This window comes from Pseudomonas sp. GW821-FHT05D12, from assembly GCF_059419825.1.
In genome coordinates this window covers 47,042-64,699 of record NZ_JBWKSN010000006.1, presented here as the reverse complement: position 1 = coordinate 64,699, position 17,658 = coordinate 47,042, and the positions used below count along the sequence as shown (strand labels likewise).

The window sequence follows — 17,658 nt, the reverse complement described above, 5'->3', positions numbered from 1 at the left end:
GGGCATGCTCCCATGCGGCTTGCGCAACGCCAAGCGGGCGGTCAAACTCTCGGCACTATTGTTATAAGATCACATAACAAAACTTTCATGTTCTGGAGCCTTCTCATGCGCCGTCTGCTGCTTGCTTTGCCGTTTGCCCTGTTGCCACTCGCCATCGCCCATGCTGCCGACGAGCACGACCATGAACACGAGCACGGCAGCCTGGGTGCCCACGAACACGGCGTCGGTCGCCTCAATGCCGTACTCGACGGCCAGGCCCTGGAGCTTGAGCTGGACAGCCCGGCGATGAACCTGGTGGGCTTCGAACACCAGGCCACCACCGCTGCAGACAAGGCCAAGGTCGCCGCTGCACGCAAGCAGCTGGAAAACCCTGTCGCCCTGTTCAACCTGCCCAAAAGTGCCGGTTGCGTCGTGAGCACCCAGGAACTCAACAGCCCACTGTTCGGCGACAAACCCGAAGTTGACCACGACGACGATGATGACGATCACGACGCCAAAGACGGCGCCCACGAGCATCATCACGACCACAGCGAAATCCACGCGCATTACCAATTCACCTGCGCCACGCCGACAGCCCTGAGCAACCTGGACCTGAGCCAGGTGTTCAAGACTTTCCCTGCCACGCAGAAAATCCAGGTACAACTGATCGGCCCGAGTGGCCAGCAAGGTGTGGAAGCGACGGCACAGGCAGCTACCCTGAAATTTTGAGTTCATGCCTCAGTCAAGGTGGAAGCTGGCTTGCCTGCGATAGCATCGATGCAGTGTTTCTGCCACACCGCGTCGCTTGCATCGCAGGCAAGCCAGCTTCCACACCTGATCGGTGTCATCATCCAAATCAAACCAGACCACTGACTCCCCATGACCCAAGCGTTAATCGAACTGTCTGACCTGGGCTTCAACTGGCCCGGCCACCCACAGTTGCTGGACATCCCCGCGTTCCGCCTGGAAGCAGGGGAAACCCTGTTTCTCAAGGGCCCGAGCGGCAGTGGCAAAACCACCTTGCTCGGCCTGCTCGGCGGCGTGCAAAAGCCCAGCCGCGGCAGTATTCGCCTGCTCGACCAGGAGCTGACCGCACTCTCGGCCGGCGCCCGCGACCGCTTTCGCGTCGACCACACCGGCTACATCTTCCAGCAGTTCAACTTGCTGCCGTTCCTGTCGGTGCGCGAAAACGTCGAGCTGCCCTGCCACTTTTCCAAGCTGCGTGCGCAGCGGGCGATCCAGCGCCACGGCAGTGTCGACCAGGCTGCTGCCACCCTGCTCGCGCACCTGGGCTTGAAGGACCGGGACTTGCTGGAGCGCCGCGCCGACTCGCTGTCGATCGGCCAGCAACAACGCGTTGCCGCCGCGCGTGCGTTGATCGGCCAGCCAGAATTGGTGATCGCCGACGAGCCCACCTCGGCCCTGGACTACGACGCCCGCGAAGCCTTCATCCAGTTGCTGTTCGCCGAATGCCGCGAGGCCGGCGCCAGCCTGTTGTTTGTCAGCCATGACCAGAGCCTGGCGCCGCTGTTCGACCGCAACCTGTCGCTGGCCGAACTCAATCGTGCCGCCACGCCCGCAGAGGTTTGAGATGTATTTGTTCCGTCTAGCCATGGCCAGCCTGGCGAACCGCCGCTTTACCGCGATCCTCACCGCCTTCGCCATCGCCTTGTCGGTGTGCCTGCTGCTGGCGGTGGAACGCGTGCGCGTTGAGGCGCGCAACAGCTTTGCCAGCACCATCAGCGGCACCGACCTGATCGTCGGCGCGCGCTCCGGCTCGGTCAACCTGCTGCTCTACTCGGTGTTTCGCATCGGCAACGCCACCAACAACATCCGCTGGGACAGCTACGAGCACTTCGCCGCCAGCCCCCAGGTGAAATGGGCCATCCCGATTTCCCTGGGCGACTCCCACCGCGGCTACCGCGTAATGGGCACCAACGAATCCTACTTCGAGCACTACCAGTACGGCCGCAAGCAGAACCTTGAACTGGCCAGCGGCCGCGCCTTCGCCACTGACCCGTTCGAGGTGGTGCTCGGCGCCGAAGTCGCCGATGCGCTGCATTACAAGCTCGGCGACAAGCTGGTACTGGCCCACGGCGTGGCAGTGGTCAGCCTGGTGAAACACGATGACAAGCCGTTCACCGTGGTCGGCATCCTCAAGCGCACCGGCACACCGGTGGACCGCACGCTGCATATCAGCCTGGGCGGCATGGAAGCGATCCACATCGACTGGCACAACGGCGTGCCCGCCCAGGGCAAAGGCCGCATCAGCGCCGACCAGGCGCGCAACATGGACCTCACCCCGCAGGCCATCACCGCGTTCATGCTCGGTCTGAACAACAAGATTTCCACCTTCGCGCTGCAACGCGAGATCAACGAGTTCCGTGGCGAGCCGATGTTGGCGATCCTGCCGGGCGTGGCGCTGCAGGAGCTGTGGAGCATGATGGGCACCGCCGAAAAAGCCTTGTTCGTGATCTCGCTGTTCGTGGTGCTGACCGGGCTGATCGGCATGCTCACGGCGATCCTCACCAGCCTCAACGAACGCCGCCGCGAAATGGCGATCCTGCGTTCGGTGGGCGCACGGCCCTGGCATATCGCGACCTTGCTGATCTTCGAAGCCTTTGCACTGGCCTTGTCCGGCGTGATCGCGGGGGTCGGCCTGCTGTACGTGTGCATCGCCGCGTCGCGCGGGTATCTGCAGGCCAATTACGGCCTGGACCTGCCGATGTCGTGGCCGAGCGAATATGAATGGACGCTGCTGGCCGGTATCCTCGGCGCAGCGCTGTTGATGGGCAGCGTGCCCGCGTGGCGCGCCTATCGACAATCCCTGGCCGATGGCCTGTCCATACGTTTATGAGGAAGGCTTTGATGCGTCGCGTCCTGTTTGCACTGTTTCTGCTGATGGCCCTGCCGGCCTGGGCCGCTGAGCCTAAAGAGCTGACCTGGTCGGAGCTGATCCCGCCGGATGCCGAACCGGAAATACCGAACATGCAGCCGCTGCACAACTTGTCCGGGATGGCCGACGCGCTGGAGTCGGCGCCAGCGGCCAAGCAGGAAATGCCCCACGCGCCGGTGGTACAGGGCCTCGATGGCCAGCATATTCGTCTGCCGGGGTATATCGTGCCGCTGGAAGTCAGCGAAGCGGGCCGCACCACCGAGTTCTTGCTGGTGCCGTATTTCGGCGCGTGCATCCATGTGCCGCCGCCGCCGTCGAACCAGATCGTGCATGTGAAAAGCGAAGTCGGCGTGAAGCTCGATGAACTGTACCAGCCGTACTGGATCGAAGGCGCGATGCAGGTCAAACCGTCCACCAGCGAGCTGGCCGACGCCGGCTACCAGATGGACGCCGAGAAGATTTACATCTACGAACTGCCGCAATAGCGCTGATCGACCTTTCATTGAGCTGAGTCAAAAGATCGAGCGGAACGATCTTTACCATTGGACGTACAACTTTTAAACGTCCTTTTGGAGCTCCCATGAACAAGTCTCTGCTCGGCGCGTCCCTCTTCGCGCTCGCCCTCGCCGCCCCGGTCGTCCACGCTCACGAAGCGGGCGATATTCTGGTGCGCGCCGGTGCAATCACCGTGAACCCGAAAGCCGACAGCGGTCACGTGAAGGTTGACCAGGGTCCATTGGCGGGCACCAACCTGGGCGGCAAGGCGACCATGAGCAGCGACACCCAGCTGGGCTTGAACTTTGCCTACATGCTGACCAACCACGTGGGCATCGAGCTGCTGGCGGCCACCCCGTTCGAGCACGACGTGAAGATCAAAGGCACCGCCCTGAGCCCGGCCAACGGCAAGCTCGGCACCCTCAAACACCTGCCGCCGACCCTGAGCGTCGTGTACTACCCGCTGGACAACAAGTCTGCGTTCCAACCGTATGTGGGCGCCGGTATCAACTACACCTGGATCTACGACGAACACGTCGGCAGCCGCGCACAGGGCGAAGGCTTCAGCAACTTCAAGGCCGAGAACTCCTGGGGCTGGGCGGCGCAGATCGGCGCGGACTACATGATCAACGACAAGTGGATGATCAACGCCCAGGCGCGCTACATCGACATCAGCACCAAGGCGACCGTGGAAAACAACGCCGTGGCACCTGGCACTCGCGCCAAGGTAAACGTTGATGTGGACCCGATGGTGTACATGGTGGGCATCGGCTACAAGTTCTAACTCAGGTTCCACTCACGCTGCATAACCTATGTGGGAACGGGCGGGTGCAGGAGCTGGCTTGCCTGCGATAGCATCGCCTCGGTGCAACTGACAGACCGAGGCGATTTTATCGCGGGCAAGCCCGGCTCCCACACCCGCCCGCTCCCACGTTGGTTTTGGGATTGGGTCAGCCGTGCCGGTAGAACCGATCCAGCAACGCTGGCAACCCCGCCCGCCACGCCCGTGGCTTGATGCCGAAGGTGTGGAGGATTTTCTTGCAGGCCAGCACCGCGTGCTGCGGTTCGTCGCCGGCATCCGGCCGGGCCGCATGGGCCTGGGCGGTGGGTGCTTCGATAGCCAGCGGGTGGAAGTTGCGCGCCTCGGTCAGGATCGCCTGGCCCAGCGCCAGCGGTGTGGTCGCCTCATGCCCGGCGTAGTGGTAAGTGCCCCACAGCGGCGCGGCACAATCGAGTTGCTTGAGCACCGAGATGATCACCCGCGCGGCGTCGTCCACCGGCGTCGGGTTGCCGCGACGGTCATCTGCCATCAGCAATTCATCCGGCTTCTCGGCCCGCGCGAGGAAGCGCCCGAGGGTGCCGTCGATGCTGTCATCCAGCAGCCAGCCAAAGCGCAGCAGCACATGCTGCGGGCACGTGGCGCGCACACTCTGCTCGATACGCCACAATGCCTGGCCGCGCAGGCCCAAGGGCACCGGCTCGTCTTTTTCGCTGTAGGCGGTGGCGCGGGAGCCATCGAACACGCGGTAGCTGGACGGTTGCAGCAAGGTGATGTTGTGGTGCTGGCACAGTTCGGCCAGGCGTTCGATGGCGAACTCCTGGGCAGCCAGGCGGGTTTCGCTGACAGCCTCGGCCTGGAACCAGTCGAAATAGTAGGCGAGGTTGATCAACGCATCGGGACGGGTGTCGTCGAGCAATTGGGTGAGGCTTGCGGCATCCCAGCCGTCGGTGGGCGGTTTGGGTGCGAGGAAACCAATGTCTTCCTCTGCACCGAGGCGAATCAGCGCCTGCCCGAGGGCATTCCCGCCGCCCAGTAACATAAGGCGCATTCGCATAGATTGAGCAGGCCCGGTCTGTTTGGAACGATGGTTATTGTCGGCAGGCCCGTGAGCCAGCCGTAGGTGTATTCCAGAATCGTTGCATTTTGCGGGTTTGTAGCGCAACCGTCACGGATAAAGTGCGGGGGTTGCAACTTGACCTCATGGGTTGCATATAAGAGTCATGAACCTTCCCGAATCAACGGACACGGTATTGGACGGCTTCCACCCCGCCGTCAGCACCTGGTTCCGCAGCACCTTCCCCTCGGTGACCAGCGCGCAGGCCCAGGCATGGCCGCTGATCCGTCAACGCCGCTCGACCCTGATCGCCGCACCTACCGGCTCGGGCAAGACGCTGACCGCGTTCCTGGCGGTGCTGGACGACCTCGTCCATCAGGGCCTGGCCCACGGCGGGCAGCTGCCGGACGAAACGCTGGTGGTGTACGTGTCGCCGCTCAAGGCGCTGTCCAACGATATCCAGATCAACCTGCAAACCCCGCTGGCCGGAATCACCGAGCACCTGCAGGCCATGGACTTGCCGCCGCTGGTGATCCGCACCGCCGTACGCACCGGCGACACCCCGCAAAAAGACCGGACGCTGATGCGCAAGCGCCCGCCGCATATCCTGGTGACCACCCCGGAATCGCTCTACGTCCTGCTGGGCTCGGACTCCGGCCGGCAAATGCTGGCCAGCACGCGCACGGTGATCGTCGATGAAATCCACGCGATCGCCGCCGGCAAGCGCGGTAGCCACCTGGCCTTGAGCCTGGAGCGCCTGCAGGGTTTATGCGGCGAACCGCTGACCCGCATCGGCCTGTCAGCCACGCAGAAACCTATCGAGGCCGTGTCGCGCTTTCTGGTCGGCACGGGCCGCTCGTGCGACATCGTCGACATCGGCCATGCCCGCCCCCGCGACCTGGATATCGAAGTGCCGCCGGTGCCGCTGTCGGCAGTGATGGCCAATGATGTCTGGGAGCTGGTCTACGATCGCCTCGCTGCGCTGGCCCGCGAACACCGCACCACGCTGATTTTCGTCAACACCCGGCGCCTGGCCGAGCGCCTGGCCCGGCACTTGAGCGAGCGCCTGGGCAAGAACGCTGTCGCCGCCCACCACGGCAGCCTGGCCAAGGAACTGCGCCTGGACGCCGAGCAACGGCTCAAGGCCGGCGCGCTGCAAGTGCTGATCGCCACCGCCTCGCTGGAGCTGGGGATTGATATCGGTGACGTCGACCTGGTGTGTCAGATCGGCTCGCCAGGATCCATCAACGGCTTTCTGCAACGGGTCGGGCGCTCCGGCCACCAGGTTGGCGGCACGCCCAAGGGCCGTCTGTTCGCCACCACCCGTGATGACCTGATCGAATGCGCCGCGCTGCTCGACTGCGTACGCCGGGGTGAACTCGACACGTTGCACATTCCCGTGGCGCCGCTGGACGTGCTGGCCCAGCAGATCATCGCCGAGGTCAGCGCCCAGGAGTGGTCGGAAGCGGCGCTGCTGGCGCTGATCCGCCGCGCCGCGCCATATGCAGAACTGGATCAGGGCCACTACCAGGCGCTGCTGCAGATGCTCGCCGACGGCTACAACGGTCGCCAGGGCATCCGCAGCGCCTACCTGCACCGCGACGCCGTGACCCATACCCTGCGCGGCCGCCGGGGCGCCCGGCTGACTGCCGTGACCAGCGGCGGCACCATTCCGGACAATGCCGACTACAGCGTGTTGCTGGAGCCGCAAAGCCTGAACATCGGCAGCGTCAACGAAGACTTCGCGGTGGAAAGTATCGCCGGGGATATCTTCCAGCTCGGTAATACGTCCTACAGGATTTTGCGGGTCGAGGCCGGCAAGGTGCGCGTCGAGGATGCCCACGGCCAGCCACCGACCATTCCGTTCTGGCTCGGCGAGGCACCGGGGCGCAGCCATGAATTGTCGGCGGCCGTGGCACGTTTGCAGGGGCAGTTGGACTCGCTGCTCAGCGCCAGCCCCGGTGACCTGCAACCGGCGCAGGACTGGCTCACCGACACCCTCGGCCTGAACCGCGCCAGCGCCGAACAGATCCTCGACTACCTGGCCCGTGCGCGCCTGGCCCTCAGCGCGTTGCCGTCCCAGGACACGTTGATCATGGAACGGTTTTTCGACGAGTCCGGTGGCACCCAACTGATCATCCACACGCCGTTCGGCAGCCGCATCAACCGCGCCTGGGGCCTGGCCCTGCGCAAGCGTTTTTGCCGTACGTTCAACTTCGAGCTGCAGGCGGCGGCCAGCGAAAATGCCATCGTGCTGTCGCTGTCCACCAGCCACAGTTTCGAGCTGGACGAAGTGTGGCGCTATCTCAACAGCCACAGCGCCGAACACCTGCTGATCCAGGCGGTGCTGGACGCGCCGCTGTTCGGCGTGCGCTGGCGCTGGAATGCCGGCGTGGCCCTGGCGCTGCCGCGTTATACCGGCGGGCGCAAGGTCGCGCCGCAAATCCAGCGCATGAAGAGCGAAGACCTGATCGCCAGCGTGTTCCCCGACCAGATCGCCTGCCTGGAAAACCTTGCCGGCGAACGCGAAGTGCCCGCGCATCCGCTGGTGGAACAAACCCTCGATGACTGCCTGCACGAAGCCATGGACAGCGACGGTTGGCTGGCCCTGCTGCGGCGCATGGAGGGCGGCGACGTGCGCTTGATCAGCCGTGACCTGCCGGCGCCCTCGCCGATGGCCGCGGAAATCCTCAGCGCGCGCCCCTACACTTTTCTCGACGATGCCCCGCTGGAAGAACGCCGCACCCAGGCCGTGCTCAACCGGCGCTGGAGCGACCCGCAGAGCACCGACGACCTTGGCGCACTGGATGCGGATGCCATCGCCGGGGTCCGCGAAGAAGCCTGGCCTGCGCCCCATAGCCTGGATGAAATGCATGAGGCGTTAATGAGCCTGGCCTGCATCGCCGCTCACGAAGTCACGCCGCAATGGGCCGAGTGGCTGCACGCCTTGGCCAAGGGTGGGCGCGCCTCTGCATTGCACAACGGCCTGTGGGTGGCGGTCGAGCGCCTGAGCTGTTTGCAGGCGATTTATCCCAACGGCTTGCCGCTGCTCCCCGGCTTCGATGAGCCCTGGACCTACGACGAAGCGCTGGTGGAAGTGCTGCGCGCACGCCTTGGCGGCTTCGGTCCGCTGACCTTGATCGAGATCGCCGCGCCCCTGGCCTTGCCGGTGGCTGATGTCACGCAGGCGTTGGCCCGCCTGGAGCAGGAAGGCTACGTGCTGCGTGGGCGTTTCAGCCCTGGCGCCGACGCAGAGCAATGGTGCGAACGCCACCTGCTGGCGCGCATTCATCGCTACACGGTCAAGCGCCTGCGCCGGGAAATCGAGCCGGTGGCGCTGCAGGACTTCATGCGTTTCCTGTTCGATTGGCAGCACTTGTCCGAGAGCACCCGAGGCCAGGGCAGCGCGATGTTGGCGCAGATCGTCGGGCAGTTCGAAGGCTACGCCGCTGCCACGTCCGCCTGGGACACTGATTTGCTCAGCGCGCGGCTCAAGGATTATTCCTCCACCTGGCTCGATGAGTTGTGCCGCAGCGGCAAGCTGGTGTGGACGCGCTTGAGCAACAAGGCCAGCGCCATCGCCCTGCGCAGCACGCCGGTGGTGCTGTTGCCGCGCAGCCAGGTGCCGCTGTGGAGCGGGCTGACCGAACTCACCGACAGCACGACGCTGTCGCCCAAGGCGCAGAAAGTCCACCTGGCCCTGCGCGAACATGGCGCGCTGTTTTTTGATGAGCTGGTGCACGAAGCCCATCTGCTGCGCAGCGAGCTGGAAAGCGCCTTGCAGGAACTGGTCGGTGCCGGCCTGGTGAATGCCGACAGTTTTGCCGGGCTGCGGGCGTTGACCACGCCGGCGAGCAAACGCCAGGCGCGCAGCAGCCGGCGCGGGCGTGGGGCGTTTGTCGGCGGCATGGACGATGCCGGGCGCTGGGCGCTGATCCGGCGCCCCGCGACCGCCGCCGGCGCGCACTCGGCAGAGACCTTGGAGCATGTGGCGATGACCTTGCTGCGCCGCTACGGCGTGGTGTTCTGGCGGCTGCTGGAGCGAGAGGCGGACTGGTTACCGAGCTGGCGCGAATTGCTGCGCACGTTCCATCGGCTGGAAGCGCGCGGTGAGATTCGCGGCGGGCGGTTTGTCAGTGGCTTGGCGGGGGAACAGTTTGCGTTGCCGGAAGCGATCCCGCTGCTGCGTGAGGTGCGACGGCGCCCGCATGATGGGAGTCTGATTGCCGTGTGCGGGGCCGATCCGCTGAACCTGGTGGGCACATTGTTGCCCGGCAGCAAAGTGCCGGCGGTGAGCGGCAATCGGATTGTGTACCGCGATGGGTTGCCGGCGGCGGTGATGGTCGCGGGCAAGCAGCAGGTGTTGCTGGAAGTGGACCCGCAGGCGGTGCAGGAGAAGTTGATCAGGCATTAGGGATGCCTGATCTGACGCCATCGCAGGCAAGCCAGTGCCCACATTTGTACGGGTTCACACGGTCGACAATGTGGAGCCGGGCTTACCCGCGATGAGGCCAGCCCGGGCGCATCAATCACTGGGTACGCGGCTGCTCCGTCACCACCACCGACGCCGGCACCGCTTCATCCGGCTCATCTACCTGCGGCGTGCGCTTGGGCAGCAGCACCTGCTGTGGATAAGTCTGCGCGAAGTGCACCTCATCACAGTTATCCACAAGCTTTTTCAGGCGCTGGTTGAACGCGCGACTGACTGCATATTGCCCACCGGACACGGTGCGGAACTGCGCGGTGAGGACCACACCGTTGAGGTCCATCTTGTCGACGCCAAACACCTCCAGCGGCCCTTGCAGGTTGTACTTGAGGAACACGTCGTCGCGGATCGACTGCCCGGCTTCGCGGATCAGCTCCACGGCCTTGTCCACATCGGTGTCGTAGGTGAACTGCACCGAGAAGAACGCATAGGCAAACTGGCGTGACTGGTTGGTGACCGCCTTGATCTGCCCGAACGGCACCGAGTGCACGAAGCCCTTGCCGTCGCGCAGGCGCAGGGTGCGGATGGTCAGGCCTTCGACGGTGCCCGCATGGCCGGAGTCGAGCACCACCCAGTCGCCGATGGACAGTGTGTCTTCGATGATGATGAACAGGCCGGTGATCACGTCCTGCACCAATTGCTGGGAGCCGAAACCAATCGCCAGGCCGACCACACCGGCACCCGCCAGCAGCGGCGCGACGTTGATGCCCAGGTTGGCCATGGTGGTGATCGCGCAGATCACCACCAGGATGATTTTCACCGCATTGCGCAGCAGCGGCAGGATGGTCTTGACCCGCGTGCTGGGCTGACGGCTGGAGCGTTTGTTCACCGGTGGCTTCAGCGCTTCCTGGATCGCCGTGTCGAGCACCACCCAGAACAGCCACGTCACCAGCAGGATCAGGCCGATGCTGCTGAGCGAGTCGCTGATGGCGCGGCCCACCGAATTGCGCTGGGCGAATTCGAACAGCGAGACACCCCAGATACGCCCGAGGATTTCGATAAAGGCGATCGCCATGGCGATGCGCAGGATCGCGTGCAGCAGGCTGAGGAAGCGCTCCTTGTAGGCACTGCTGCGCTGGATCGCCACCTGGCTGCGCGACTTGAACAGGTGTTGCAGCACAGTGCTGAGGAACACCGTGCCGATCAACAGGATGGTGGTGAACAGCGCGCAACGCAGGGCCTTCTGGTTGTCGTCGCCGGCGCCGATCAGGTTGATTGCCGAGACCAGCACCATCAACAGGATCGGCCAGTACCACAGCCCCGAAAACACCCGCAGCGACTGTTGCAGCGCCGGGTGTTTCAGGCGCTGGGCCAAGGGTCGGTTGCGGATCAGGTGCGCCACCGGACGGCGCAGGCGCACCACCAGCACGCCGAAGATCACCGCGGCAAACAGGCCGGTAAACACCGCGATGCTGCTGGTGATATTGCCACCGAGTTGGCGGGCGATCTGCGGGCTGGTCAGCGCATCACTGAGGGCGGCGAGGAAGCCGATCAGGAACAGCGGCTTGGGGCAGTAATCGCGAATGATCTGCACCGCCGGGCGCTTGTGCCCTACGTTGAACATCACGATGACGCACAGCAGCATCGAGGTAGAGAAGATGCCGCTGCTGGTGGCGTAGGCAAAACACAGCGCCAGCGCGCGGCCGATAGAGGTGGGTAAAAAATGGCTGACGTAGAGGGTCAGCGGCAGGCAGATCAGCGCGGGGATCGTGTAGGGCAGCACATACCCGAGCACCGCCTGCAATCGCTTGCGCTGCTGAATGAACGTGCGCTGGCTCAGGCGCCGTACGCTGAAGCGCGCGAGCAACGTCAACACCGCGAAGGCGCCTATCCACACACCCGACAGCAACAGGAAATCCCCGGCGACGCTCCACGGCGAGCGCTCGGCCGTCTGATCGACCAGCCGGCCGACTTCATCCGCGGCGCGGTCGGCACGCAAACGCCATTCATCGATCAGGTTTTGATTGAGGTCGAGCTTCTCCTGCACGTCATCGATGCTGGAGCTGATGGCACCGAGCAGGCCGCCTTCGACGAGCAATTCCGGCTTGGCCGGCGCTTCGGGTTCAGGCGCGGTGGCCGCGGCTTGCAGCGCGCCGCTGCCACAAAACAGCAGCGCGCCGAGCAGTAATGCAGTCTTGAGATTCAGCAAAACACCGGGCCTCCATCAACAGGGTGTGTAAGGAACTGACGGGTTTGAACCCTGATCGTTCCCCTGTTTCGAGATCTTTGACCTGCAGGCAAATATCAAATGCCGATCCCTGGCTTTTTCCGCACAGGCCAAAACCAGACACTGCGCTCCTGAATGAAACCCACCGGAGTTGCAGCCATGCCCATTGCCTTGCTCGCGCTGACCCTCAGCGCCTTCGCCATCGGGACGACCGAGTTCGTCATCGTTGGCCTGTTACCCACTATCGGCGCCGACCTGGGTGTCGACCTGCCGTCCGCCGGCCTGTTGGTCAGCCTCTACGCCCTCGGCGTGGCCATCGGCGCGCCGGTGCTGACCGCGCTCACCGGCAAGGTGCCGCGCAAATTCCTGCTGCTGTCGCTGATGGTGCTGTTCACCCTTGGCAACTTGCTGGCCTGGCAGGCGCCGAGTTATGAATCGCTGGTGCTGGCGCGGATCGTTACCGGCCTGGCCCACGGGGTGTTTTTCTCGATCGGCTCGACCATCGCCACCAGCCTGGTGCCCAAGGAAAAGGCCGCCAGCGCGATTGCCATCATGTTTACCGGCCTCACCGTCGCCCTGGTCACGGGTGTGCCGCTGGGCACCTTTATCGGCCAGCACTTCGGCTGGCGCGAAACCTTCCTCGCCGTGTCGGCCCTGGGTGTGATCGCGTTTATCGGCAGCCTGATCTACGTGCCCAAGCACATCGCCCACAGCAAACCCGCGTCGCTGCTGCAACAACTGCAAGTGCTCAAGCAACCGCGTTTGCTGCTGGTGTACGCGATGACAGCCGTCGGCTACGGCGGCTCGTTCATCGCGTTTACCTTCCTGGCGCCGATCCTTCAGGACATCTCCGGCTTCAGCGCCGGCACGGTCAGCCTGGTGCTGCTGGTGTATGGCATCTCGGTCGCGGCCGGGAACATCTGGGGCGGCAAACTGGCGGATAAACGCGGCCCGATCAGCGCGTTGAAAATCATCTTTGCGCTGCTCGCGGCCGTGCTGTTTGTCCTGACGATGACCGCCAGCAATCCTTGGCTGGCCCTCGCCACCGTGCTGGTGTGGGGCGCGGTCGCCTTCGGCAACGTGCCCGGCCTGCAGGTGTATGTGGTGCGCCAGGCCGAACATCACACGCCGAATGCGGTGGACGTGGCGTCGGGGCTGAATATCGCCGCGTTCAACCTGGGAATCGCCGGCGGTGCCTGGGCGGGTGGTTTGATCGTGGCCCATATGGGCCTGATCCACACGGCGTGGATTGGCGGGCTGGTGGTGCTGGTGGCCCTGGCGCTGACCGCGTGGAGTGGCCGGCTGGACCGCCTTGGCCCGGTGTATCCCGAGAGTTCGACACGCAGTGTGGTCGGGCACTGATCCGGTAGCACCTTCAATCCCATGTAGGAGCTGGCTTGCCGGCGATGGCGGGGTGTCAGTCGATGAATTGATTGCTGACAGATTGCCTTCGCGAGCAAGCCCGCTCCCACAGTTTTTTACCGGGCACTGATCCGGCCACGACTCAATCCCATGTGGGAGCTGGCTTGCCTGCGATGGCGGTGGGGCAGTCGATGAATTTATTGCTGACAGATTGCCTTCGCGAGCAAGCCCGCTCCCACAGTTTTTTACCGGGCGCTGATCCGGTAACACCTTCAATCCCACAGTTTTTCCGGGCACTGATCCGGCCACGCCTCAACCCCATGTGGGAGCTGGCTTGCCGGCGATGGCGGTGGGTCAGTCGATGAATTGATTGCTGACAGATTGCCTTCGCGAGCAAGCCCGCTCCCACAGTTTTAGCCGGTGCCGTCTGTAGGACCGTGGAAACTTTCGCGCAAATAGCGCAGTCATTCCAGAACGGAGGTCACTCGACCCACCATTCACGGGAGTCACCATGGCGGCGATTCATATCGGCATTTCCGGCTGGCGCTACACGCCCTGGCGCGGGGATTTCTACCCCGAGGGGCTGACCCAGAAACGCGAGTTGCAGTTTGCGTCACGTGCCGTCAACAGCATTGAAATCAATGGCTCGTTCTACGCGCTGCAAACCCCCAAGCGCTACGCCGAGTGGTACGCCGACACCCCTGAAGACTTCATGTTCAGCGTCAAGGCTCCGCGCTATATCACGCATATCCTGCGCCTGCGGGAGGTGCACAAGCCAATGGCGAATTTCTTCGCCTCCGGGGTACTGGAGCTGCAGGAAAAACTTGGCCCCATCCTTTGGCAATTTCCGCCCAGCTTCACCTTCGACCCACCACTGTTCGAAGCCTTCCTCGCCGATTTGCCCACTGACACGCTGCAAGCCGCGACCATCGCCCGCCAGCATGAGCCACGCCTGAACGGCAAGGCGAGCCTGCAGGCTCATGGCAAGCGCGCCCTGCGTCATGCGGTGGAGATCCGGCACAAGAGTTTTGCGGTGCCTGAGTTTGTGCAGATGCTGGCTCGGCACGGCGTGGCCCTGGTGGTGGCGGACACCGCCGGCAAGTGGCCGTACCTCGAAGACGTCACCGCCAATTTCCTCTACCTGCGTTTGCATGGCGACAAGCAGCTGTACGCCAGCGGCTACACCGATGAAGCCCTCGAGCGCTGGGGTAATCGCATCGAGCGCTGGGCACACGGCAAGCAGCCGGCGGATGCGCACCTGGTCGACCCGCAGCGCAAGCCCGCCGCGCGCAAGCAGCGCGAGGTCTTCTGTTTTTTCGACAACGACATCAAGGTGCGGGCGCCCTTCGATGCCCGTCAATTGCTCGGGCGTTTCGGGCTGGATAAGCATCTCCTCACCGAACCTGGCAAGTTGCCGGAACCCGGGGTGTTGCCATGACACAGCCGGAATGGGTACCCATCGCCCCCACCACCGCGATAACGCGTTTTACCGTGTTGACGGTGAATATTCACAAGGGCTTCACTGCGCTGAATCGACGTTTCATCCTGCCCGAGTTGCGTGAAGCGGTGCGCAGTATCGGCGCCGATATGGTGTTCCTGCAGGAAATCCATGGCACCCACGAGCGCCATCCCCAGCGCTATAGCGACTGGCCGAACATGCCGCAGTACGAGTTCCTCGCCGACAGCATCTGGCCGCAGTTCGCCTACGGGCGCAACGCGGTCTACCCGCATGGCGACCACGGCAATGCGCTGCTGTCGAAATTCCAGATCGTGCGCTACGACAACCTCGACATTTCACAAAGCGGGCATGAAAACCGTGGCCTGTTGCATTGCGTGCTGCGCCTGCCGGGCACCGGCCAAGAGGTACACGCAATCTGCATTCACCTGGGCCTGCGCGAGGTGCATCGCCAGCAGCAATTGCGCTTGCTGGAGCAGCGCATCCGCGAGATTCCGGCCGATGCACCGTTGGTGGTTGCCGGCGATTTCAACGACTGGCGCCAGCGTGCCGACCTCAGCCAGAGCGGCCTGAAGGAAGTGTTCATCGAGACCCACGGCAAACCCGCACGCACCTTCCCGGCGCGCCTGCCATTGCTGCCGCTGGACCGCATTTATGTGCGCAACGTGAAGGTGCATAACCCGCGAGTGCTCACTGCCCGCCCCTGGTCACATTTGTCAGACCACGCGCCCCTGTCGGTGGAGATTGAGCTATGAACGTTGCCGTGGAACACATCGCTACCGATCAGCCGCCGGATGAAGCCAAGGCCCGCGACCTGGATTACGGCTGGCAGAGCGACAACCGGGTCGAGTTGCTGGAGAACGGCGAGGCGTATTTCCCCCGGGTCTTCGAAGCGATGCGTGAAGCGCATCGGGAGATCCTGCTGGAGACCTTTATCCTCTTCGAAGACAAGATCGGCCACGAGCTGCAGGGCATCCTCATCGAGGCGGCGCAACGCGGGGTCAAGGTGGTCGTAAGCCTGGATGGTTTTGGCTGCGGCGAGCTGAGCCCGGGGTTTCTCGGTGAGCTGGCGGAGGCAGGAGTGACGGTGCAGATGTTTGACCCGGCGTCCAAGACACTGGGCATCCGCACCAACTGGTTTCGCCGCCTGCACCGCAAGATTGTGGTGGTGGACGCGGCCGTGGCGTTTATCGGCGGGATCAATTTTTCCGCCGACCATCTGGGCGATTTCGGCCCCGAGGCCAAGCAGGATTACGCGGTGCAGGTGACGGGCCCGGCGGTGGCCGACCTGCATCATTTCGCCCTCGCGCAAAGCGGTCGACAGGTCCGCACACGCCGCGGTTGGCGCCGGCGCCAGCAACGCCCTTCGCTGTGGGCCACCGAGAAAGGCAAAGGCCTGGTGCGCCTGATCTATCGCGACAACGTCCAGCATCGCGACGACATCGAAGAGGCGTATATCCACGCCCTGAGCAAGGCGCAGAAACGCGTGGTGATCGCCAACGCGTATTTCTTCCCCGGCTACCGCCTGCTGCGCGAGATTCGTAACGCCGCGCGCCGTGGCGTGCACGTGCAGCTGATCATGCAGGGCCAGCCTGACGTGCTGCTGGCCAAGCTGGCTGCGCGCATGCTCTACGACTACCTGCTCAAGGACGGTGTGGTGATTCACGAGTATTGCCAGCGGCCGCTGCACGGCAAGGTCGCGCTGGTGGATGACGAATGGAGCACCGTCGGTTCGAGCAACCTCGACCCGCTGAGCCTGTCGTTGAACCTGGAAGCCAATGTGCTGATTCGTGACCGCGCCTTCAACCAGCAGCTCTACGAGCGCCTGGAAGTACTCGCTGACACGCATTGCCGGACCATGCCGGAGAACCGCAAGCCGCGCCTGTGGCTGTGGCGGCTGACCGTGGGTTTCCTGGTGTTCCATGTGATGCGCCACTTCCCCGCGCTGACGGGCTGGTTGCCGGCGCACAAGCCCCGCCTGAAACCTTTCGAGCGTTCGCCCCATGACGTCTGAAGCCAGCGGTTCTCGGTTCGCGCGCTGGAAGAAACCGCTGACTGTCGCGTTCTTCCTGTTGTTGATCGTGCTGTTCACACTGCTCGCCCGGCGCATCGACTGGAGCGAGGTGTTCGAGACCCTCGGCAATTTCAAGGTGCGCACGCTGATCATCGCGGGGGGGCTGACAGCGTGCAGCTTTGTCGTCTACGCCTGCTTCGACCTGATCGGCCGCACCTACATCCGTCAGCCCCTGCGCTGGAAACAGATCCTGCCAGTGGGCATCATCAGCTATGCGTTCAACCTCAACCTGAGCGCCTGGGTCGGCGGCATCGCGATGCGCTATCGGCTGTATTCGCGGCTGGGGGTGAGCACTGGCAACATCGCCAAGATCCTCGGCCTGAGCCTGGCCACCAATTGGTTTGGCTATATGGCCTTGGCCGGGGTGGTGTTCAGCAGCGGTTTGGTGACGATGCCGCCAGGGTGGAAAGTCAGCAGCGGTGCCTTGCAGGGCATTGGTGTGTTGCTGGTCCTGGCCAGCCTGGGGTATCTGGCGGCCTGCCAGTTTTCGAAAAAGCGCGCCTGGTCGATTCGCGGGATCGAGATCAACCTGCCGTCGCTGCGCATGGCATGCCTGCAATTGGCGCTGGGGGCGTTGAACTGGTCGTTGATGGCGGCGGTGATTTTCACCTTGCTGCCGGCGAAACTGGATTATCCGCTCGTGCTCGGCGTGTTACTGATCAGCGCGATTGCCGGCGTGATCACGCATATCCCCGCCGGGCTGGGCGTGCTGGAGGCGGTGTTTATTGCCCTGCTGCAACATGAAGCCTCGCGCGGCAGTTTGCTTGCCGGGCTGATTGCCTACCGCGCGATCTACTTTATTCTGCCGCTGCTGATCGCGCTGGTGATGTACGTCGGTGTCGAGGCGAAGGCCAAGGCGTTGCGGGTGAAGAAAACACCGGCTTGAGAAAGATGTTGCCGGGTGCATC

General features: G+C 63.8%; 13 protein-coding genes. 11 read left to right on the top strand and 2 right to left on the bottom strand.

Features of this window, described 5'->3' with window-relative positions; translation table 11 throughout:
- Positions 1–105 precede the first annotated feature (105 nt).
- From AC07SI_RS12825 to AC07SI_RS12805, 5 genes are all read left to right on the top strand, one after another.
- A complete protein-coding gene (locus tag AC07SI_RS12825) occupies positions 106–708 on the top strand; it encodes a DUF2796 domain-containing protein (RefSeq protein WP_495005818.1) in 603 nt (200 codons plus the stop codon).
- A gap of 150 nt (positions 709–858) precedes the next feature.
- Positions 859–1,569 carry an ABC transporter ATP-binding protein gene (locus tag AC07SI_RS12820; protein WP_213554463.1) on the top strand — a complete coding sequence of 237 codons (711 nt, stop codon included), beginning with the start codon at positions 859–861 and terminating at the stop codon, positions 1,567–1,569.
- 1 nt (position 1,570) lies between these two features.
- Positions 1,571–2,836, top strand: a complete 1,266-nt coding sequence (locus tag AC07SI_RS12815; RefSeq protein WP_065909957.1) for an ABC transporter permease — start codon at positions 1,571–1,573, stop codon at positions 2,834–2,836.
- A gap of 11 nt (positions 2,837–2,847) precedes the next feature.
- A complete protein-coding gene (locus tag AC07SI_RS12810) occupies positions 2,848–3,360 on the top strand; it encodes a DUF3299 domain-containing protein (RefSeq protein ID WP_106802506.1) in 513 nt (170 codons plus the stop codon).
- A 95-nt stretch (positions 3,361–3,455) separates the two neighbouring features.
- Positions 3,456–4,154, top strand: coding sequence for an OmpW/AlkL family protein (locus tag AC07SI_RS12805; protein WP_106802505.1), 699 nt, complete (start codon positions 3,456–3,458; stop codon positions 4,152–4,154).
- Between the two features lie 166 nt (positions 4,155–4,320).
- Here AC07SI_RS12805 and AC07SI_RS12800 read toward each other — a convergent pair whose 3' ends face one another.
- Complete coding sequence (locus tag AC07SI_RS12800; protein WP_083221509.1) at positions 4,321–5,205, bottom strand: sugar nucleotide-binding protein; 885 nt, start codon at positions 5,203–5,205, stop codon at positions 4,321–4,323.
- Positions 5,206–5,371: 166 nt separating this feature from the next.
- Between AC07SI_RS12800 and AC07SI_RS12795 the strand changes: the two genes are divergently transcribed.
- Positions 5,372–9,619 carry an Lhr family helicase gene (locus AC07SI_RS12795; protein ID WP_495005817.1) on the top strand — a complete coding sequence of 1,416 codons (4,248 nt, stop codon included), beginning with the start codon at positions 5,372–5,374 and terminating at the stop codon, positions 9,617–9,619.
- A 115-nt stretch (positions 9,620–9,734) separates the two neighbouring features.
- Here AC07SI_RS12795 and AC07SI_RS12790 read toward each other — a convergent pair whose 3' ends face one another.
- A complete protein-coding gene (locus tag AC07SI_RS12790) occupies positions 9,735–11,840 on the bottom strand; it encodes a mechanosensitive ion channel family protein (RefSeq protein WP_495005816.1) in 2,106 nt (701 codons plus the stop codon).
- A 177-nt stretch (positions 11,841–12,017) separates the two neighbouring features.
- Between AC07SI_RS12790 and AC07SI_RS12785 the strand changes: the two genes are divergently transcribed.
- From AC07SI_RS12785 to AC07SI_RS12765, 5 genes are all read left to right on the top strand, one after another.
- Complete coding sequence (locus AC07SI_RS12785) at positions 12,018–13,220, top strand: MFS transporter (protein WP_106802502.1); 1,203 nt, start codon at positions 12,018–12,020, stop codon at positions 13,218–13,220.
- Positions 13,221–13,731: 511 nt separating this feature from the next.
- A complete protein-coding gene (locus AC07SI_RS12780; RefSeq protein WP_495005815.1) occupies positions 13,732–14,658 on the top strand; it encodes a DUF72 domain-containing protein in 927 nt (308 codons plus the stop codon).
- Entirely contained in the window at positions 14,655–15,431 is a 777-nt protein-coding gene (locus tag AC07SI_RS12775; RefSeq protein ID WP_106802500.1) for an endonuclease/exonuclease/phosphatase family protein, read from the top strand. Before AC07SI_RS12780 ends, AC07SI_RS12775 begins: the two co-directional genes overlap by 4 nt.
- Positions 15,428–16,690, top strand: coding sequence for a cardiolipin synthase ClsB (gene clsB / locus AC07SI_RS12770; protein WP_495005814.1), 1,263 nt, complete (start codon positions 15,428–15,430; stop codon positions 16,688–16,690). Before AC07SI_RS12775 ends, clsB begins: the two co-directional genes overlap by 4 nt.
- Positions 16,680–17,636, top strand: coding sequence for a lysylphosphatidylglycerol synthase domain-containing protein (locus AC07SI_RS12765; protein WP_065909945.1), 957 nt, complete (start codon positions 16,680–16,682; stop codon positions 17,634–17,636). Before clsB ends, AC07SI_RS12765 begins: the two co-directional genes overlap by 11 nt.
- Positions 17,637–17,658: the final 22 nt, after the last annotated feature.